Origin of the sequence: Streptomyces sp. NPDC018964 (assembly GCF_044390325.1) — a bacterium.
Taxonomy (GTDB): Bacteria; Actinomycetota; Actinomycetes; order Streptomycetales; family Streptomycetaceae; genus Streptomyces.
The window spans coordinates 194,864-213,807 of record NZ_JBIRYZ010000007.1; the positions used below are offsets into that span (position 1 = coordinate 194,864).

The following is an 18,944-nucleotide window of genomic DNA, read 5'->3' on the forward strand; positions in this document are numbered from 1 at the left end:
GCTCCTCGGGGAGGTGACGGTCAGTTGGGCCGGCCGGCGGGGACGCGGGCGGTGACCCCGCCGCGTATGCCGGTCGCGGTGTAGGCCAGGGCCGCGGCGGCCACCAGGGCCAGCAGCACCAGGCCCACGGCGTAGGAGCCGTACGCGCCGTACAGGGCGCCCATGACCAGCGGTGGCAGGAAGCCGCCGAGGCCGCCGGCCGCGCCGACGAAGCCGGTGACCGAGCCGACCTTGTTCGCCGGGGTCAGCAGTGCCACGAGGGCGAAGACCGCGCCGCTTCCGGCGCCGAGCGCCGCGGCCATGGCGAGGAACGCGACGGTGCCGGCGGGCACCAGACCGGGGGTGAACGACTGGGCGAACGCGCCGGCGACCACGAGGGCCAGGGTGCCGGCGAGCACCCGCACCGGGCCGATGCGGTCCGACAGCCAGCCGCCGACCGGCCGCATGGCCACGGCCAGCAGCACGAATCCCGCCATCCGGTTGGCCGCGTCCGCCTGGGCGAGGCCGTAACCGGTCTTCAGGTAGGTGGGCAGGTAGACGGAGAAGGCGACGTAACCGCCGAAGGCCACCGCGTACAGGGCGGACGCCTGCCAGGTGATGCCCAGCCTGAGGGTCGCGGCCAGCCGGCGCGCCAGCGGCTCGGCCGGCACGGTGCGTCCGGGGGCGTCGCGCAGCAGCAGGGCGGCGGCCACCGCGTACACGGCGAGCGCCGCGGAGGTGATCAGGAACGGGTTGGCCATCCCGTGGGCGTCGACCAGCGGGACCGTGGTGAGGGCGCTGATCGCGGTGCCGCCCATGCCGGCGCCGAAGACGCCGATGGCCAGGCCCCGGCGCTCGGGCGGGAACCACGCGCTGACGAACGGCACGCCGACGGCGAAGGAGGTGCCGCCGATGCCGAGGAAGAGGCCGCCGGCCAGCAGCCCGGCGAGCGAGGAGTGCCCGGCCAGGCCGAGGTAGAGCACGGGCACGATGGTGGCCACCGAGACCAGCGGGAACATCACCCGCCCGCCGAACCGGTCGGTGAGCGCGCCGACCGGGATGCGGCCCAGGGAGCCCACCACGACGGGGACCGCCACCAGCAGCGACTGCTCGAACGACGACAGGTCCAAGGAGTCCTTCAGCCGGGGGGCGAGGGGGCTGAGCAGCGCCCAGGCCCAGAAGTTGAGGGCGAAACCGGCCGTGGCCAGGGCCAGCATCAGCCAGGCCCGGCCGGTGACGGCCGCACCGGGTTCCGGTGCTCGATTCGACTTGTCCGACGGCTGGAGCATGCCGTCCGTCCTCCCTGTTCGCGGTGCGGCCCGGATCAGTCGGCGCCGCGGGTACCGGGCTGTGTCCCGGCGTCCCGCAGTCACTATCCGCAGCGGGAGGCGGTGGGCGAGTGGGCCGTCAGTCCTCACCGTCGGGGTCCGGCGGTCCCGGAACCGAGGTCCGGACGGCGGGCGGCACCGGAGGGACGGACGGGCGTGCCGTGGCGCGTGGGGTGCCCTTCGCCCCGGGGCCGTAGCCGAAGCGGATCAGTACCTGCGGGCGGCACCACCGGGTGCCGGGGACCCGCATCTCCTCCCGCAGGTCCGGCCACTCCATGGCCTGGTGGAGCAGCGAGGTCCGCACCCCGTGGGCGGTGGCCACCAGCAGCGCGCGCTCCAGTGCCTGGCCGGCCGCGAGCCAGTCCCGCGGCCGGTCGCCGACGGTCCACACCAGGGCGACCTGGACGTGCCGTTCGAACCGCATCCGCGGCCGCCCCGGCACGGGGACCCGGCCGGTGAAGTCGCGCATCGGCATGCGTCCCGCGGTGTCCAGCGGGCGGGCGACGGTGAGCGGTATGCCGTACGGGCCCGCCCCGGGCGGGGCGACCCAGGAACGGCTTTCGGCGGTACGGGCCTCGTCCGTGGCGTTGCGCAGCTCGGCCGCCGCCGTCACCCGCAGCAGGTGGCGGGTGCGGAGGATGTCCGGGACGTACAGGTGGGCGCCCTCGGCCCGCGCGGCGGCGGCCATGCCGGTGACGACCGGTTCGGGCACCGGGCGGCCGGTGAACGGCATCCGGCTGGAGTGGCGCCGCGCCACGGCCGGGTACAGGGCGCGGTAGGCCGGCGGAGGGTCCGTGGCGGCGGCCAGCCGCACGGTGGCCAGCAGTTCCGGATCGCGGGGATCCGGCAGCAGGCGGGGGACGGGTTTCCAGCCCAGGTGGGCCGCCGCGACCCGCAGGTTGAGGACGGCCGAGCCGGCGGACAGGTGCAGGGCGCGTCCGTCCGGGTCGGCCAGTGCCAGGGCGCGGCTGCGGTCGGCGTGGACCGTGACCGTCCGGGTGCCCGGGTCGAAGCCGAAGCGCCAGGGCTGGGTGTTGTGGATCGACGGCGCCGCCACCGCCGCGGCCAGCAGCGTCTCCAGTGCGGTGGCGTTCATCTCCTCGGTCTGCACAGTGACTCCTCGCTGTCCGGGGAACCTCCGGTGCGGAGGCCGGCCCGTGGCCTCCACCCTCCGTCACCGCAGGGGGCGGGGCGAGGGGCCGGGCGGTCCCTCGCCGCGCGCCGAGCGGCCCTGGGGCTCCGTCCGCGGGGCGCTAGGTGACCGGCAGGGCGGTGGCGAGGAGGACGACGCCCAGGGAGCCGACGAGGGAGACGACGGCGAGGGCGCGGGCCGGGCCCGGCCGGTGGCGCGCGTGCGCGATGCCGTGCCCGGCCGCGGCGGCCATCACCAGGGCGAACAGGGCGAGTTTGGCGGCCAGGGTGCCGCCGTAGCCGGGTTCGGCGAGAGAGGCCCAGGTGACGCCCTTGTGCCAGGCCATGGCGATGCCCGTGCCGAGCTGCACCGGCAGGAACAGGGCGGCGGTGAGCATCCCGAACCGGCGTCCCGCCTCGGCGGTGAAGCGGTCCTTGGCGTCGGGGGCGAGCAGGCGCCTGGCGAGCGGCAGGACGACCAGGGACAGGGCGAGCTGTCCGCCGACCCACAGCGCGGCGCCCGCCACGTGCGCGAAGCGCACCAGGGCCCACGGTCCTACGGTGTCCACTGCCGCCTCATCTCCACGGTGCCGTGCGCCCCGGCCGCGGCGGGCCGCCGGGAGGGGTCGTCATGGCTGTCGTCATGGCTGTCGTTCACGTCGCTCCCTGGTGACCGGAAGCGTGTCGAGCAGGGCCGCCACCAGCTCGGGCCGACGGGGGAAGGACCCCGGCCGGTAGCCGCACCAGGGCTCCTCGGCGTACGGGTCGCCGGTGACGCCGTACGCGCGGGACCGCGAGCCGCCGCAGACCCGGCGGAACTCGCACCTCCCGCACCGTCCGCCCAGCCGGGCGGGGTCCCGCAGGCCGGTGAACAGCTCCGAGGTGCGGTAGATCTCGGTCAGGGGGCGGGTGCGCATGCTGCCGGCGCCCAGCGGGAGGAACCCGCTGGGGTGCACGGTGCCGGTGTGCGACACGAAGACGAAGCCGCGGGCGGCGTTGACGTCCAGCGGGGGGCGCCGGGCCCGCCGTCCTCCGGCGTCCAGGCCGAGCCGGGCGGAGCGCTCCCGTAACTCCCGGTAGAGCGGGCCGAGTCGCAGCACCTCCACATGATCGTCGCCGGCCCGGGCGAGGATCTCGCGCTGGATCGCCACCCGGCGGAAGTGGTGGGCCTCGGTGGTCTTGGCGGGCACGGTGAGGCCGACGTCGTACACGAAGTTGAGTACGTCCTCGGTCTCGGCGGGGGTGAGTTCGCCGAGCCGTCGGCCGCGTCCGGTGGGCACCAGGAAGAAGGCGCTCCACAGCATCGCCCCGTGGTCGCGGACGAGCCGGACGATGTCCGGCAGGTCGTGCAGGTTGTGCCGGGCGACGGTGGTGTTGATCTGCACCTTCATGCCCAGGGCGCGGGCGGCGTCCCACGCGTCGAGCGTCCAGCCGTACACGCCGGGCACCCCGCGGAAGCCGTCGTGCAGTTCCGCGGTGGAGCCGTCCAGGCTGAGGGAGAGTCCGACGGAGCCGGCCTCGTGCGCCTCCCGCAGCCGCGCGGGGGTGAGCGTCGGGGTGCCGGACGGCGACACGGCGACGCGGACGCCGGCCTCCTTGCCGTGGGCGATCAGCTCGTTGAGGTCGGGGCGCCGGAACGGGTCGCCGCCGGTGATCACGAACAGCGGGGCGGGCTGCCCGAACGCGGCGACCTGGGCCAGGAGGTCCTTGGCCGCGGCCGTGTCCAGTTCGCGCGGATCGCGGTCGGGGACGGCCTCGGCGCGGCAGTGCAGACAGGCCAGCGGGCAGGCGCGGGTGGATTCCCAGATGCCGATGAACGGCCGGTCGGTGACGTCCTGGTGCTGCCGGCGGATCGCGCGTGCGCCGGTCACCGGCGCCTCCGGTCCCGTGTCGTGGTGAGTGTTCGTCCGGCCGCCCGGGAGTCGTGGCAGACGGTGGGCCGGGCGGCCGGACTGTGACCGGTCCGTGCCGCGCGCAGCACCCGTGGCGGGAGATCGCGGGGGACACATCCGCACGGATGCTGGTTGCGGTGGTGCACGGGATACCTCCGGATCGGTCGGCACCAGCCTCGTGCACCGGGACGGGCCGGCGCCCTGGCCGATCGGTCCCGATCGGGTGGGCCGATGGTCCCTTCCCGCGGCGGGCGGGCCGTCCGCCCTCACCCGGGAGGCGGTCGCCGGACCGGCGCGCGGGCGAGGACGAGGCTCCGCGTCGACGGGAACGAGGAGGCGGAGCCGTGACCACGGCCGCGTCCATGTCCACGAGGAGGCAGGGGCGCACCGAGGGGCCCTGGCCGGTGGGCGGGGAACGGGCCGGAAGGAGGAGCGGGCGGGGCCGTTCGGCCCAAGGCCGCCCGTGCGGCCGGAACCTAGCGTTGTCGGCCATGGAGAACGATCAGAGCGCACGCCGGGGCCAGAAGCCCGTACCGGGGACCTGGCCGCTGGCCGCGCGCAGGCTGCTGAACCGCCGTGAGGTCTCGTCCGACGGGCGCGCGGTGTTCGGTGCGGGCGACCCGAAGTGGGAGGGGTTCTACCGGGACCGCTGGTCCCACGACAAGGTGGTGCGCTCCACCCACGGCGTCAACTGCACCGGTTCCTGCTCCTGGATGGTGTACGTCAAGGACGGCATCATCACCTGGGAGCACCAGGCCACCGACTACCCGTCGATCGGCACCGACTGCCCCGAGTACGAGCCGCGCGGCTGCCCGCGCGGGGCGTCGTTCTCCTGGTACACCTACTCGCCCAGCCGGGTCCGTTACCCGTATGTACGCGGTGCGCTGCTGAAGCTGTGGCGCGAGGCCCGCAAGCGGCTCGGCGACCCGGTGGCGGCATGGGCGGAGATCACCGGCGACCCGGCGAAGGCCCGCGCCTACAAGCGGGCGCGCGGCAAGGGCGGGCTGGTGCGGGCCGACTGGGACGAGGTGGCCGAGCTGGTCGCCGCCGCCCATGTGCACACCGTCAAGGAGTACGGTCCGGACCGCGTCACCGGTTTCTCCCCGATCCCGGCGATGTCGATGGCGTCCTTCGCAGCCGGCTCCCGGTTCCTGTCGCTGATCGGCGGCACTCTGCTGTCGTTCTACGACTGGTACGCCGATCTGCCGGTCGCCTCCCCGCAGGTCTTCGGCGACCAGACGGACGTGCCGGAGGCGGCGGACTGGTGGAACGCCGGCTATCTGATCATGTGGGGTTCCAACATCCCGGTCACCCGCACGCCCGACGCGCACTTCCTCACCGAGTCCCGCTACAACGGCACCAAGGTCGTCGCGGTCAGCCCCGACTACGCCGACAACGTCAAGCACGCCGACGAGTGGATGTCCCCGCACCCGGGCACCGACGGCGCGCTGGCGATGGCCATGGGCCACGTCGTCCTGAAGGAGTTCCTCGTCGACCGCGAGGTGCCCTACTTCCAGGACTACCTGCGCAGGTTCACCGACGCCCCGTTCCTGATCACCCTGCGCGAGCACGCGGACGGCGGTCTCGTCCCGGAGGGGTTCCTGACCGCGGCCGACCTCGGCCACGAGGAGGAGAACGCCGGCGCCAAGACCGTCCTGATCGACGCGGCCACGGGCGAGCCGGTCGTGCCGAACGGCTCGCTCGGCTTCCGCTGGGCCAAGGGCGAGCAGGGCCGCTGGAACCTCGACCTCGGCGAGGTGACGCCCGAACTGACCCTGCTGGAGCGGACCGTGGAGACGGCCGAGGTCACGCTGCCCCGCTTCGACGAGGGCGCCACCGAGGGCGGTACGACCATGGTCCGCGGGGTGCCGGTGCGCACCGTCGGCGGGCGCCGGGTGACCACCGTCTTCGACCTGATGCTGGCCCAGTACGGGGTGGAGCGGCCGGGTCTGCCGGGCCGCTGGCCGTCCTCGTACGACGACGCCGGCGAGCCGTACACCCCGGCCTGGCAGGAGACGATCACGTCCGTGCCGGCCCGGCAGGCGGCCCGGATCGCACGGGAGTTCGCCCGCAACGCCGAGCTCACCAACGGCCGTTCCATGATCGCGCTGGGGGCCGGCACCAACCACTGGTTCCACTCCGACACCATCTACCGGGCGTTCCTGGCGCTGACCACGATGACCGGCTGCCAGGGTGTCAACGGCGGCGGCTGGGCGCACTACGTCGGCCAGGAGAAGGTGCGTCCGCTCACCGGTTTCCAGCACCTGGCGTTCGCCTTCGACTGGCAGCGGCCGACCCGGCACATGACCGGTACCTCCTACTGGTACATGAACTCCGACCAGTGGCGGTACGAGGCGTTCGGGGCGGACGAGCTGGCCTCCCCGGTGGGAGAGGGCAAGCTCGCCGGCAAGACGTTCGCCGACTGCCTGGCGCAGGCCGTGCGGCTGGGCTGGACGCCCGGTCACCCCGGCTTCGACCGCAACCCCCTCGACCTGGCGGACGAGGCGGCGGCGCGGGGGCGTCCGGTCGCCGAGCACATCGTGGACGAACTGAAGTCGGGGCGGCTGCGGTTCGCCGTCGAGGATCCCGACGACCCGGCCAACTTCCCGCGTGTGCTGACCGTGTGGCGGGCGAACCTGCTGGGTTCCTCCGGCAAGGGCAACGAGTACTTCCTGCGCCATCTGCTGGGCACGGACGCGGACGTCCGCTCCGAACTGACCCCGCCGGAAGGGCGCCCGCGGGAGGTGGTCTGGCGGGACGAGGCGCCCGAGGGCAAGCTCGACCTGCTGGTCACCATGGACTTCCGGATGACCTCCACCGGCCTGCTCTCCGACGTCGTCCTGCCGGCCGCGACCTGGTACGAGAAGGACGACCTGTCCAGCACGGACATGCACCCCTTCGTGCACGCCTTCACCCCGGCCATCGCCCCACCCTGGCAGGCCCGTACCGACTACGACACCTTCCTCACCCTGGCCGACCGGTTCAGCGAGCTGGCCGCCGAGCATCTGGGGACGCGCACCGACGTCCTGGCGGTGCCGCTGACGCACGACACCCCCGACGAACTCGCCCAGCCCGGCGGGGTGGTGCGGGACTGGAGGACCGGCGAGTGCGAGCCGGTGCCCGGGCGCACCATGCCCAGGCTGGTGGTCGTCGAGCGGGACTACGCGGCCGTCGCGCAGAAGATGCGCGCCGTCGGTCCGCTCCTCGACACCCTGGGCACCACCACCAAGGGCGTCACCGTCCACCCCGACCGGGAGATCGAGGACCTGCGCAGGCGTTGCGGGACCGTCCGCGACGGGGTGGCCGCCGGCCGGCCGTCGCTGGCCGGCGCCTCCGACATGTGCGAGGCGATCCTGGCCCTGTCCGGCACCACCAACGGCCGGCTGGCCACCGAGGGCTTCCGCGAGCTGGAGCGGCAGACCGGCAGCGAGGGCCTGGTGGAACTCGCCGCCGAACGCGAGGCGGAGCGGATCACCTTCGCCGACACCCGCACCCAGCCGCGCTCGGTGATGACCTCCTACGAGTGGTCGGGCTCGGAGACCGGCGGGCGCCGCTACTCCCCGTTCGTCATCAACACCGAGCACAAAAAGCCCTGGCACACCCTCACCGGCCGCCAGCACTTCTTCGTCCAGCACGACTGGATGACCGAGCTCGGTGAGCAACTTCCCGTGTTCCGGCCGCCGTTGAACGCCCTGCGGGCGTACGGCGACGAGCGGCTGCACGAGGACGGGCGGGCCGAGGTCACGGTCCGCTACCTGACCCCGCACTCGAAGTGGTCCATCCACTCCAACTACCAGGACAACAAGTACATGCTCGACCTGTCCCGCGGCGGCCCGGTCATCTGGATGTCGCTTCAGGACGCCGAGAAGATCGGCGTCAAGGACAACGAGTGGATCGAGGCGTACAACCGCAACGGTGTCGTCGCCTGCCGGGCCGTGGTCACCCACCGGATGCCCCAGGGAACCGTGTACATGTACCACGCCCAGGACCGCACCATCAACGTGCCGAAGACGGAGATCAGCGGCAGGCGCGGCGGCATGCACAACTCGCTGACCCGCCTGCTGCTCAAGCCGACCCATCTCGCCGGCGGCTACGCGCAGTTCACCTACGCCTTCAACTACTACGGCCCGACCGGCAACCAGCGTGACGAGGTCACCGTCATCCGTCGCCGCAGCCAGCAAGTGGAGTACTGACAATGCGCGTCATGGCCCAGATCGCGATGGTGATGAACCTCGACAAGTGCATCGGGTGCCACACCTGCTCGGTCACCTGCAAGCAGACGTGGACCAACCGCACCGGTGTCGAGTACGCCTGGTTCAACAACGTCGAGACCAAGCCCGGTGTCGGCTACCCCCGCCGCTACGAGGACCAGGAGCAGTGGAAGGGCGGCTGGATGCTCGACCGGCGCGGGCGCCTGGTCCTGCGTTCCGGGGGCCGGGTCAAGCTGCTGCTGTCGCTGTTCTCCAACCCCGACCTGCCGTCCCTGGAGGACTACTACGAGCCGGTCACCTACGACTACGACAACCTCATCAGCGCCCCCGCCGGGCCCGACATGCCCGTCGCCCGGCCCCGCTCCGTCCTCACCGGAAAGCCCACCGCCATCACCTGGGGCGCCAACTGGGAGGACGGCCTCGGCGGTGCCCCGGAGAACGCCGGCGCCGACCCCAACCTGTCGGGCGAGTGGGCCGAGAAGGTCAGGCTCGAGTTCGAGCAGACCTTCCTCTTCCACCTGCCGCGGCTGTGCGAGCACTGCCTCAACCCGGCCTGCGTGTCGGCCTGCCCGTCCGGCGCGATGTACAAGCGGGCGGAGGACGGCATCGTCCTGGTCGACCAGGACAAGTGCCGCGGCTGGCGGATGTGCGTGACGGCGTGCCCGTACAAGAAGGTGTACGTCAACCACGCCACCGGCAAGGCGGAGAAGTGCACGTTCTGCTTCCCGCGCATCGAGGCCGGGCAGCCCACCGTCTGCTCCGAGACCTGTGTCGGCCGGCTGCGCTACCTCGGTCTGCTGCTGTACGACGCCGACCGGGTCGGCGAGGCGGCGGCCACGCCCGACGAGAAGGACCTGCTGGACGCGCAGCGGAACGTCTTCCTCGACCCCTTCGACCCCGAAGTCGCCGCCGCCGCACGGGAGTCGGGCATTCCCGAGGACTGGCTGGACGCCGCCCGCCGCTCCCCGGTGTACGCCCTGGTGTCGAAGTACAAGGTGGCGCTGCCGCTGCACCCGGAGTACCGCACGCTGCCGATGGTCTGGTACGTGCCGCCGCTCTCCCCCGTCCTCGACGCCGTCGACGCGGCCGGCGGCGACCAGGACGACCCGGACCACGTGTTCGCCGCCGTCACCCGGCTGCGCATCCCGCTGGAGTACCTGGCGGAGCTGTTCACCGCCGGGGACACCGATGTGGTCGGCGGTGTCCTGATGAAGCTCACCGCGCTCCGCTCGTACATGCGTGAGTACGGCCTCCGCGGGGAGGGCGACGAGACCGTGCTCAAGGCCGTCGGGCTGACCGCGCGGGAGGCCGAGGACCTGCACCGGCTGCTCGCCGTCGCCAAGTACGCCGACCGGTACGTCGTCCCCGCCGCGCACAAGGAGGACGCGGCGGCGCTGTCCGCGATGGAGAGCCGCTGCCCCGTCGAGACCGCCGGCGAGCCGGGGGCCGGCGACGGCCGCCGCGTGATGCTCGGCATCCCCACCCTGCGCCGCCGCACCACCGAAACCCCCGCCGGAGGCCACCCGTGACCCCTCTGCCCGCCACTGTGCCCGGGATCGTCCGCACCCGGGTCCGGGCCGCCCTGCGCCGCCCGGACCGGACCTCCCGCACCGCGCCGCCCACCCCCGAGGAGACGGAGCGACGGGCGCTGCTGCTGCGGCTGATGTCGCTGCTGCTGCAGTACCCCGACGCCGGTCTCGCCGCCGCCCGGCCGGTGCTCACCGCGACCGTCGGGGCGCTGCCGCCCTCACCGGCGGCCGGGCACCTGGCCGAGTTCACCGCCTGGTTCACCGGACAGGAGACGGACGCCCTGGAGCGGCACTACGTCGAGATGTTCGACCTGCGCCGCAGGAGCAGCCTGTACCTCACCTACTACCTGCACGGCGACACCCGCCGCCGCGGCATGGCCCTGCTCACCCTCGCCCAGCGCTACCGCGCGGCCGGCTGGGAGACCGACGCCGGCGAACTCCCCGACCACCTCCCGGTCGTCCTCGAGTTCGCCGCCCTGACCGGCCCCGGCCGGGGCGAGGCCCCGCTGCGCCAGCACCGGCGCGGCATCGAACTGATCCACCGCGCCCTGACCGACGCGGACTCCCCCTACCGGCACGTCCTGGCGGCGCTGACCGCGCTGCTGCCGCCGCCCACCGAGGCCGATCTGCGGGCGGTGGCCGAGCTGGCCGCCCAGGGCCCGCCGAACGAGGACGTCGGGCTCGGCCCGTACGGGGCCTACGGGGCCGGTGAGTTCGCGCCGCCGGGCTCGTTCGTCCCGCCCGAGCAGGCCCCGCCCACCCTCGCGCCGCCGTCCACCGCGCACCGTCAGGAAGACCACCGATGAACACCTCCGCAGCCGACCTGCTCCTCTGGGTCGCCGTCCCCTACGTCTGTCTCGCGGTGTTCGCCGTCGGGCACGTCTGGCGCTACCGCCAGGACCAGTTCGGCTGGACCTCGCGCACCAGCCAGCTCCTGGAGCACCGGTGGCTGCGCCGGGGCAGCCCGCTGTTCCACCTCGGCGCGTTCATGGTGATCGGCGGGCACGTCGCCGGTCTCGCGGTGCCGGCCTCCTGGACCGAGGCCGCCGGCATCGACGAGCACACGTACCACACCGTCGCCGTGTGGGCGGGTTCGGTCGCCGGGATCGCCATGGTCACCGGGCTCGGCATGCTGTGTGCCCGCCGGCTGCTGAGCCGCCGGATCCGGCTCCGCACCGACAGCAGCGACAAGGTCCTCTTCCCGCTGCTGTCCGCGACCGTGCTGCTCGGCATCACCGCCACCGCCGCCCACAACGTCTTCGGCGCCGGTTACGACTACCGCTCCACCGTGTCGGTGTGGTTCCGCGGGCTGTTCGCCCTCTCCCCCGAGCCGGGGGCGATCGCCGGGGCCCCGCTGCTGTTCCGGCTCCACGCGCTCACCGCCTGTCTGCTCTTCGCCGCCTGGCCGTTCACCCGGCTCGTCCACGTGTGGAGCGCGCCGGTCGGCTACCTCGTACGTCCCTACGTGGTCTACCGGCGGCGCACGGCGGCCGGGGCGCCCCGGCGGGGCGCCGCCGGCACCGCGCCGGGCGGGCGGCGGGCCGCATGAGGGGGGCGGCCGGCACGAGGACGGCCCCCGGGAGGCGCATCGGCTGGCTCATGACGCTGACCGGGGCCGTCGGCTGGCTCGCCTCCCTGCGCCTCGCGGTCGACGACTGGCGGCTGCTCAAGGACCCCGACCACGTCCCGTCGTGCGACATCAGCCCGGTGGTGGGCTGCGGCAGCGCCATGGCGAGCCCGCAGGGGAATCTGCTGGGCTTTCCCAACATGCTGATCGGCCTGGGCGCCTTCGCCGCGGTGACCGCCCTCGGCGTGGCCGTGCTGACGGGGACGCGGCTCCACCGGGCACTGTGGCTGGCCCTGAACGGCGGGGCGCTGGCGGCGGTGGGCTTCGTCCACTGGCTGATCTGGCAGTCGCTGTACGAACTCGGCCGGCTCTGCCCGTACTGCGCCGTCGTCTGGATCGTGACCATCGCCCTGTTCTGGTACGTGACCCTGCGCAACTGCGCGCACGGCGTCCTTCCCGTGCCCCGGCGCGGACGCGCCGCCCTGGACCTGGTCCTGGAGAGCCACTGGCTGCTGCTGGCCGGCTGGTACGGCGTGGTCGTGCTGCTGGTCCTGACCCGTTTCGGGACGCACTGGATCGGCCTGCCGTAGCCGGGTCCGCCGGTGCCGGCGGCGGTGTCCGCCCCCGTTCGTCACCTGGTCGGTCACGAGACGATCGGTCACCGCCACCGTCACCGGCGGCGGGCGCCGCGCGGCCCGGGTACGGGGTGAGGCCCGCGCGACGCCCCCGTTTCCGTGGTGTCCACACGGCCGTCAGATGCCGTTGGCACCGCGCGGATTCCACCGCCGCCGGAATCCCGTTCCACCGGTTCACCGGGGCACGTACGGGACGCGTCGCGACGGCGGCACCGGTCTCCCGTGGGCGTACGGCGGTGGGGTGTGTGGGTCTCGTGAGGGTCGCCAAGCGGCCCTCCGGTCAGATGGGTTGCCGCCGTCCGCCTGATACGATCATCGAACTTTCAGCAGGCTGGCGGCGCGTCGTGAACGCGTACGGGGGACAGTCTCTAAGGCCCCATCGCTGAGGAGTTGAGGCTTGGTCCGCCGCGGGCCCGCGCCGTTCGACGGCTCGGACCCGTCACATGCGTGCGCGGATCCGCCGAGCTCCTGGCGCGATGCGACTTGAAGAGAGTCTCATGACGTCATTGACCGGGGATCCGCTGCTATGGATCCTGCTTGTGGTGCTCGTCGCCGCGGTGTTCGCCGTGCAGCGGGCCCGGAGAACCAATCTGGCGCTCCGAAGAACGAAGAAGGAACTGGAGGACGGACTGGGCCAGGCCCGGGGCCGGATCGACCAGCTCCAGGGGCACATCGCCGCCCTGGACACCCAACACCGAAGTGACCTCGCGGACGTCCGGGCGGACGCGGAGTCGTCGACCAAGGCCGTGCTGAAGTCGGCGATGGGCACGCTCCAGTCGCTCGCCGAGGAGCAGCAACTGCTGCTGGACGGACTGCTGCAGAAGTACGGCAACGACACCGAGGTGCTGGCGGACCTGATGTCGGTGGACCACACCGGCAGCCAGTTCAGCCGCCGGGCCAAGGGCATCTCGGTGCTGTGCGGCGGCTGGCTGGGCCGGCGCGAGGGTGTGGCGACCGTCTACGACGTGGCCCGCAGCGCGCAGGGACGCATCAAGGACTTCAACCGGGTGAGCATCCACGCCCAGGCCAGCGTCGCCGTCACCAGCAAGGCCGTCGAGCCGGTGGCGGTGGTGCTCGCCGAGCTGCTGGACAACGCGACCACGTACAGCGCCCCGGGCACGCCGGTCGAGGTCAACATCCAGGCCGTGCCGACGGGTGTGTGCTTCATCGTCGACGACGCCGGTCTGGGCATGGACCAGGAGACCAAGGACCGGGCGGCGGCGCTGCTGTCCGCCGACGGCCCCGTCGACATCACCGGTCTCGGCGACCCGCCCCGGTTCGGGTTCGCGGTGTGCGGCATGCTCGCCGCGCGGTACGGCTTCGCCGTCTCCGTCGGTTCGGTGTCCCCCTACGGCGGAGTGCGCGCAGTGATCCGAGTACCGGAAAGCCTTCTGGCGGCCGAGGCCGTCATCCCCGCCGAACCCGTCCGGGAGCCCGCGGACCAGGGCAGGGAGGGCGCCCCGCAGCGGCTGGCGCCCGTCCCGGTCGGCCCCTCCCACGTGGTGGGCACGACGACCGGCGGACTGCCCAAGCGCCGCCGGCGCCAGGGGCCCATCTCGGTGGTGCCGGCGCCGCAGGACACGGCAGCCGCCGACCAGCAGACGTCCGAGTCGGACGGCGAGGTGACCGCGTCACGCCTGGGGGCGTTCGCGCGCGGTACCCAGCTCGGGCGGACCAACACCACGGAAGGACCTGACCACCAGTGAACACCGACCTGTCGTGGGTGCTGAACGACGTGCTCGAGGTGCGTGGAGCCCGCCACGCGGTCCTCGTCTCGGGTGACGGCCTGCTGCTGCAGCGTTCGGACGAGATCTCACGCGACGACGCCGAGACGAACGCCGCCGCGATGAGCTCCATGCAGTCCCTGAGCCGGGCGGTCGCCGGTTTCGTCGGGGCGGGGCACGGCATCTGGAAGCAGACGCTGCTGGAGTACGACGGCGGCTGGATCTTCCTCATCGCGGCCGGGCAGGGCGCCTACCTGGCCGTCTCGGCGGCACTGGACGTCGACATGGAGGCCATGTCGTTCCGCATGCAGAAGACGGTGGCGGCGCTGAGCAAGGCGATGAGCGTGGCCCCGCGCTCGGACAACGGTGTCGGCGTATGACGACGCCCGGCGAGGAAGCACCCGTCACCAGTGACTTCGTCCGCTCGTACGTGATCACGGGCGGACGGAGCCTGCCGTCCTCGGACGAACTGGCGCTGCACACCTTGGTCACCCTGGCTCCCGAGCGGACGCTTCCGCTGGGGGCCGGCCCCGAGGTCAGGGCGATCTGGGAACTGTGCGCGGGTGGCTACCTGTCGGTCGCCGAGGTGGCGGGCCACCTCGGCCTGCCCGTCGGAGTGGCCCGGCTGCTGCTCACCGATTTAGCGGAGCAGGGGCACCTGCTCCGACGGGCCGAGCCTCCCCGGGCCCAGAACGTTGACAGAGCGACCCTCGAGAAGGTTCTGAATGGACTCCAATCCCTCATCGGCTGAGACGGCGCAGAGGTCCATCTACGTCTCCAGCGCGGTGACCAACGCCGCCAAGATCCTCGTCGTCGGGCACTTCGCCGTGGGCAAGACGACCTTCATCGGCTCGCTGTCGGAGATCACTCCGCTGCGCACCGAGGAGAAGATGACCCAGGCGTCCGTCCACGTCGACGACCTGCGGGGGGTGGCGGACAAGACCACCACCACGGTCGCCCTGGACTTCGGCCGCCTCACCCTGAGCGACGACCTGGTGCTCTACCTGTTCGGCACCCCGGGCCAGCAGCGCTTCATGCAGCTGTGGGAGGACATGGCCCGCGGCGCGCTCGGGGCGCTGCTCCTGGTCGACCCGGGACGCCTGGAGGAGACCTTCCCGGTCATCGACCTCATCGAGCGGTACGGCCTGGAGTACGCCATCGCCGTCAACTGCTTCGATCCCGCCGTCACCTACGGCGAGGCCGAGGTGCGCGAGGCGCTCGACCTGCTCCCGGACACCCCCGTCGTCTACTGCGACGCCCGCGACCAGCAGTCCTCCGCCAGGGCGCTGATCGCCCTGGTGAGGCACCTGCTCGACCGCGCGGCCTGACCGCCCCGCGCCCGCCCGGACCGGGAACAGCGGTTCTTCGACCCCTAAGGAACTTCATGGACCCCCAAGCACCGTCTGCCGCCACCGTCAGCAGATGCCCCATGCACGACGCCGCGTTCGCCGCCGACCCCCACCAGGTCTACGACCGGCTGCGCGCCCACGCCCCGGCCGGCCCCGTCGAGCTCGCCCCCGGCGCGGACGCCACGCTGGTCGTCGGCCACGAGACGGCGCTGCGCGTGCTGCAGAACACGGAGCTGTTCGCCCGCGACGCCCGCCGCTGGAAGGCGCTGAACGAGGGCCGCATCGGCATGGACAACCCGGTGCTGCCGATGATGGCGTACCGGCCCAACTGCCTGTTCACCGACGGGGCGGTGCACCTGCGGCTGCGCAAGGCCGTGGTGGACAGCCTGGCCCGGCTCAACATCACCCGGATCCGGCGCGACGTCGAGCCGATCGCCGACTACCTGCTCGACCGGTTCAGCGAGCGGGGCCGGGCCGACCTGCTCAACGACTACGCCAAGCTGCTGCCGCTGCTGCTGTTCAACAAGCTGTTCGGCTGCCCCGCGGGCATCGGTGACACCCTCACCACCTCCATGTCGGCGATCTTCGACGGCAAGGACGCGCTGCGCGCCAACGAGGACCTCACCGCCTGCCTGATGGAGCTGATCGCGCTCAAGCGGCGCCAGCCGGGTGACGACGTCACCTCCTGGCTGATCCAGCACCCGGCCGGGCTGACCGACGAGGAGCTCAAGGACCAGCTGGTGATGCTGATGGGCGCCGGCGTCGAACCCGAGCGCAACCTCATCGGCAACGCCCTGGTGCTGCTGCTGTCCGGGACGGGCGGCCGGGACAGCGGCATGCTGATCGAGGAGGCCCTCGACCACGTGCTGTGGAACCAGACGCCCATCGCCAACTACGCCACCCACTACCCGGTGCAGGACGTGGACCTCGGCGGCCACGTGGTGGAGGCGAACACCCCGGTCGTCATCTCCTTCGCGGGCGCCAACGCCGACCCCGCGCTCGCCGAGGCCCGCCGGGCACACAGCAAGGGCGCCCATCTGGCCTGGGGGGCCGGCCCGCACGCCTGCCCCGCCAAGGACCCGGCGCAGGTCATCGCGGTCACCGCGATCGAACGGCTCCTCAACGCCCTGCCCGACCTCGCCCTGGCCGTGCCGGAGAAGGACCTGCAGTGGCGTCCGGGGCCGTTCCACCGGGCCCTGGTCGCGCTGCCCGTGACCTTCAGTCCCACGCCCGCCACCCGGATGGCGTCCGCGCTCCAGGGCCGGCCCTCGGCACCGGGTGCGCAGGCGCCCCTCCCGGCGGCCTCGTCCGCGCCGGCCCGGCAGGAACCGGGACGGAAGAAGGGATTCTGGAGCAGTTTCCTGGACATTTTCCGCGTCTGATGCACGGCATGTGACAGGGGCAACACGCAGGGGCGCATGACACAGGAGTACGGAAGGGTAGGTTCCGGCGGTACTGATCGGTAGCGCCCAGCCGAAGGAGCTCTGCGTGACCGCCGTTGGCGACATACGCGGCACCACCCACGACCGCCGAGCCGTCATCTCCCTTCTCCGCCGCCTGCGTTCCGGAGAAGGGCAGGCCGACCCCCTTCCCATATGGGAGGAGATGCGCGCCCTGGGGGACGTCGTACGCGCCCCCTGGGGCGGCTACTTCGTCACCGGGTTCGAGGCATGCAGCCAGGTCCTGCGCGGCAGGAACTGGCTCGTGCCGGACTTCGCCTGGCAGGAGCGGCAGCCCGACCCGGGACGCTGGCAGGCTCCCGCCACCCGCGAGATGACCCGCACCCTGCCCCGCCTCAACGCCCCGACCCACACCTGTCAACGGCGCGCCCTGGGCAACCCGTTCGACCGCAGCACCCTGGAGAACCTGCGCCCCCGGGTCGCCGCCCTCGCCGCCGGCCTCCTGGACGACCTCGAGGACCGGCTGCGCGCCGACGGGGAGGCCGACTTCGTCACCACCGTCGCCGAGCGGCTCCCCCTGCTGACCGTCAGCGCCTGGCTCGGCATCCCCCCGGAGCACCACGCGCGCATCCTGGACTTCACCCACCGGCAGGTCTACGCCCAGGAACTGCTGCCCACCAGGAGCGAACTCGCCGTGTCGGCGCAGGCCACGCTGGAGATGCGGGCCTACTTCACCGAGCTGATCCGGCAGCGGCGGGCCCGCCCCGGCAACGATGTCCTCACCGGCTGGATCCACCACTGGGACGCCCAGTACCCCGACGACCGGGCCGCCGCGGACCAGGTGATCTACGACCTGACGATGTTCATCACCATCGCCTCGCTGGAGACCAGCGCGGTGCTGATGGCCAACACCGTGTGGTTCCTCACCCGGGACCCCTCGCGCGCCGCCTGGCTGCGCCGGCACCCTCAGCACATCGACGACGCGGTCGAGGAGACGCTGCGCTACGACCCGCCCGTGTTCGTCAACTCCCGTGTCGCCGCCGACGACACCGTCCTCGCCGGCACACCGATCGCCAAGGACACCACCGTCCACGTGCTCTACGGGGCGGCCGCCCACGACCCCCGCCGCAACCCGGACCCCCACCGGTTCGACATCCGGCGCGGCGGCGGCCACCTCACCTTCGGCGGCGGCGCCCACTACTGCCTCGGCGCGGCGCTCGCCCGGCTGGAGGCCCGCGAACTGCTCACCCAGGTGCTGGAGCGCTTCCCCACGCTGCGGCCCCTCGCACCCCCCTCCTACGACACCTCCCGGGTCGTCTTCCGCCGCATCACCTCCCTGAAAGTCACCGCATGAACGCCCTGCCCCTCGCCGAACTCCCCGCCGACCGGATGCTCAAGACCCTGCGCACCCGCCGGCAGGGTCCCCTCCTCACCGTCGAACTGAACGTCCCCGAACAGGGCAACGCCGTCACCGACGCCATGCTGGACGACCTCCTCGCCGTCCTCGACGACCAGGACCCGGCGGTACGGGTCCTGGTGCTGGCCGCCGCCGGCGACGACTTCTGCCTCGGCGGCGACCGCGGCGAGTTCGCCGAGCACCTCGCCCTCGACCCCACCGGCGGCGGCATCCGCGCCTCCGGGACCCGGGCCCGGCGCGTGTGCGAGGCACTCACCGCCAATCCCGCCGTCACCATCGCCCGTGTCCAGGGCCGGGCCGTCGGCGCGGGCCTCGCCCTCGCCCTCGCCTGCGACCTGCGCGTCGGCGCCGACACGGCGGCCTTCCGCCTGCCCGAACTCGCCCTCGGCCTGCCCACCGCCTGGGGCGGGCTGCTCCCCCGCCTCATCAGCGAGGCGGGGGCCGCCCGCGTCCGCGACATCGTCCTCACCGGGCGCGTCTTCGACGCCCACGAGGCCCACACCCTGTCGATCCTGCAGAAGGTCGTGCCCGAGGACGCCCTCGACGCGGCCGTCACGGCCTGGGCCCGGCCCGTCCTGCGGCGTCCGGCCCCCGCCCTGCGGGTCACCAAGGCCCTGCTGAACTCCCTCACCGCGTCCACCCGCCTCGCCGACGTCTCGGTCCTCGACCCCGAACTGATGGCGGCGGTCCTCACCCAGCAGCACCGGCCCGGCTGACCGGGGGTGCCGCTCGGCGGGCGGACGCGGTGATCCGTGCCGCCCAGGTGGACGTCCGTCGGGCGT

The 18,944-nt window shown here is 73.0% G+C and carries 16 protein-coding genes; 12 read left to right on the forward strand and 4 right to left on the reverse strand.

The genetic code is table 11. The annotated features are described in order from the left end of the window. Positions 1-20: 20 nt before the first annotated feature. The 4 genes from ACH5AO_RS14400 to ACH5AO_RS14415 form a co-directional block, all read right to left on the reverse strand. On the reverse strand, positions 21-1,268 hold the full coding sequence (locus ACH5AO_RS14400) for an MFS transporter (protein WP_398924563.1): 1,248 nt from the start codon (positions 1,266-1,268) through the stop codon (positions 21-23). Between the two features lie 118 nt (positions 1,269-1,386). Next, positions 1,387-2,418 (reverse strand): Acg family FMN-binding oxidoreductase, encoded by a 1,032-nt coding sequence (locus tag ACH5AO_RS14405; RefSeq protein ID WP_398924564.1) that lies wholly within the window; start codon positions 2,416-2,418, stop codon positions 1,387-1,389. Positions 2,419-2,560: 142 nt separating this feature from the next. Next, positions 2,561-3,007: a hypothetical protein gene (locus ACH5AO_RS14410; protein ID WP_398924565.1), complete on the reverse strand. Its 447-nt coding sequence runs from the start codon at positions 3,005-3,007 to the stop codon at positions 2,561-2,563. A gap of 72 nt (positions 3,008-3,079) precedes the next feature. Beyond that, the gene (locus ACH5AO_RS14415) at positions 3,080-4,309 is read right to left on the reverse strand and encodes a TIGR04053 family radical SAM/SPASM domain-containing protein (RefSeq protein WP_398924566.1); all 1,230 of its coding nucleotides are present in this window, start codon (positions 4,307-4,309) and stop codon (positions 3,080-3,082) included. Between the two features lie 512 nt (positions 4,310-4,821). Here ACH5AO_RS14415 and ACH5AO_RS14420 point away from each other — a divergent pair. The 12 genes from ACH5AO_RS14420 to ACH5AO_RS14475 all read left to right on the forward strand — a co-directional run bounded on the left by ACH5AO_RS14420 (position 4,822) and on the right by ACH5AO_RS14475 (position 18,878). Further along, a complete protein-coding gene (locus tag ACH5AO_RS14420) occupies positions 4,822-8,523 on the forward strand; it encodes a nitrate reductase subunit alpha (protein ID WP_398924567.1) in 3,702 nt (1,233 codons plus the stop codon). Positions 8,524-8,525: 2 nt separating this feature from the next. After that, the gene (narH, locus tag ACH5AO_RS14425) at positions 8,526-10,070 is read left to right on the forward strand and encodes a nitrate reductase subunit beta (RefSeq protein ID WP_398924568.1); all 1,545 of its coding nucleotides are present in this window, start codon (positions 8,526-8,528) and stop codon (positions 10,068-10,070) included. Beyond that, a complete protein-coding gene (gene narJ / locus ACH5AO_RS14430; protein ID WP_398924569.1) occupies positions 10,067-10,876 on the forward strand; it encodes a nitrate reductase molybdenum cofactor assembly chaperone in 810 nt (269 codons plus the stop codon). The genes narH and narJ overlap by 4 nt, the downstream gene beginning before the upstream one ends. Then, positions 10,873-11,619 carry a respiratory nitrate reductase subunit gamma gene (gene narI / locus ACH5AO_RS14435; protein ID WP_398924570.1) on the forward strand — a complete coding sequence of 249 codons (747 nt, stop codon included), beginning with the start codon at positions 10,873-10,875 and terminating at the stop codon, positions 11,617-11,619. The genes narJ and narI overlap by 4 nt, the downstream gene beginning before the upstream one ends. A gap of 50 nt (positions 11,620-11,669) precedes the next feature. Further along, positions 11,670-12,227 (forward strand): vitamin K epoxide reductase family protein, encoded by a 558-nt coding sequence (locus ACH5AO_RS14440; RefSeq protein WP_398924571.1) that lies wholly within the window; start codon positions 11,670-11,672, stop codon positions 12,225-12,227. 542 nt (positions 12,228-12,769) lie between these two features. Then, positions 12,770-13,978 carry an ATP-binding protein gene (locus ACH5AO_RS14445; protein ID WP_398924572.1) on the forward strand — a complete coding sequence of 403 codons (1,209 nt, stop codon included), beginning with the start codon at positions 12,770-12,772 and terminating at the stop codon, positions 13,976-13,978. Then, the gene (locus tag ACH5AO_RS14450) at positions 13,975-14,376 is read left to right on the forward strand and encodes a roadblock/LC7 domain-containing protein (RefSeq protein ID WP_030861626.1); all 402 of its coding nucleotides are present in this window, start codon (positions 13,975-13,977) and stop codon (positions 14,374-14,376) included. The genes ACH5AO_RS14445 and ACH5AO_RS14450 overlap by 4 nt, the downstream gene beginning before the upstream one ends. Continuing rightward, a complete protein-coding gene (locus ACH5AO_RS14455) occupies positions 14,373-14,747 on the forward strand; it encodes a DUF742 domain-containing protein (RefSeq protein WP_030827099.1) in 375 nt (124 codons plus the stop codon). Before ACH5AO_RS14450 ends, ACH5AO_RS14455 begins: the two co-directional genes overlap by 4 nt. Beyond that, positions 14,722-15,324: a GTP-binding protein gene (locus ACH5AO_RS14460; RefSeq protein ID WP_398924573.1), complete on the forward strand. Its 603-nt coding sequence runs from the start codon at positions 14,722-14,724 to the stop codon at positions 15,322-15,324. The genes ACH5AO_RS14455 and ACH5AO_RS14460 overlap by 26 nt, the downstream gene beginning before the upstream one ends. Before the next feature lie 101 nt (positions 15,325-15,425). Continuing rightward, a complete protein-coding gene (locus tag ACH5AO_RS14465; protein ID WP_398924574.1) occupies positions 15,426-16,727 on the forward strand; it encodes a cytochrome P450 in 1,302 nt (433 codons plus the stop codon). Between the two features lie 106 nt (positions 16,728-16,833). Then, the gene (locus ACH5AO_RS14470) at positions 16,834-18,099 is read left to right on the forward strand and encodes a cytochrome P450 (RefSeq protein WP_398924575.1); all 1,266 of its coding nucleotides are present in this window, start codon (positions 16,834-16,836) and stop codon (positions 18,097-18,099) included. Then, positions 18,096-18,878: an enoyl-CoA hydratase/isomerase family protein gene (locus tag ACH5AO_RS14475; RefSeq protein WP_398924576.1), complete on the forward strand. Its 783-nt coding sequence runs from the start codon at positions 18,096-18,098 to the stop codon at positions 18,876-18,878. Before ACH5AO_RS14470 ends, ACH5AO_RS14475 begins: the two co-directional genes overlap by 4 nt. Positions 18,879-18,944 lie beyond the last annotated feature (66 nt).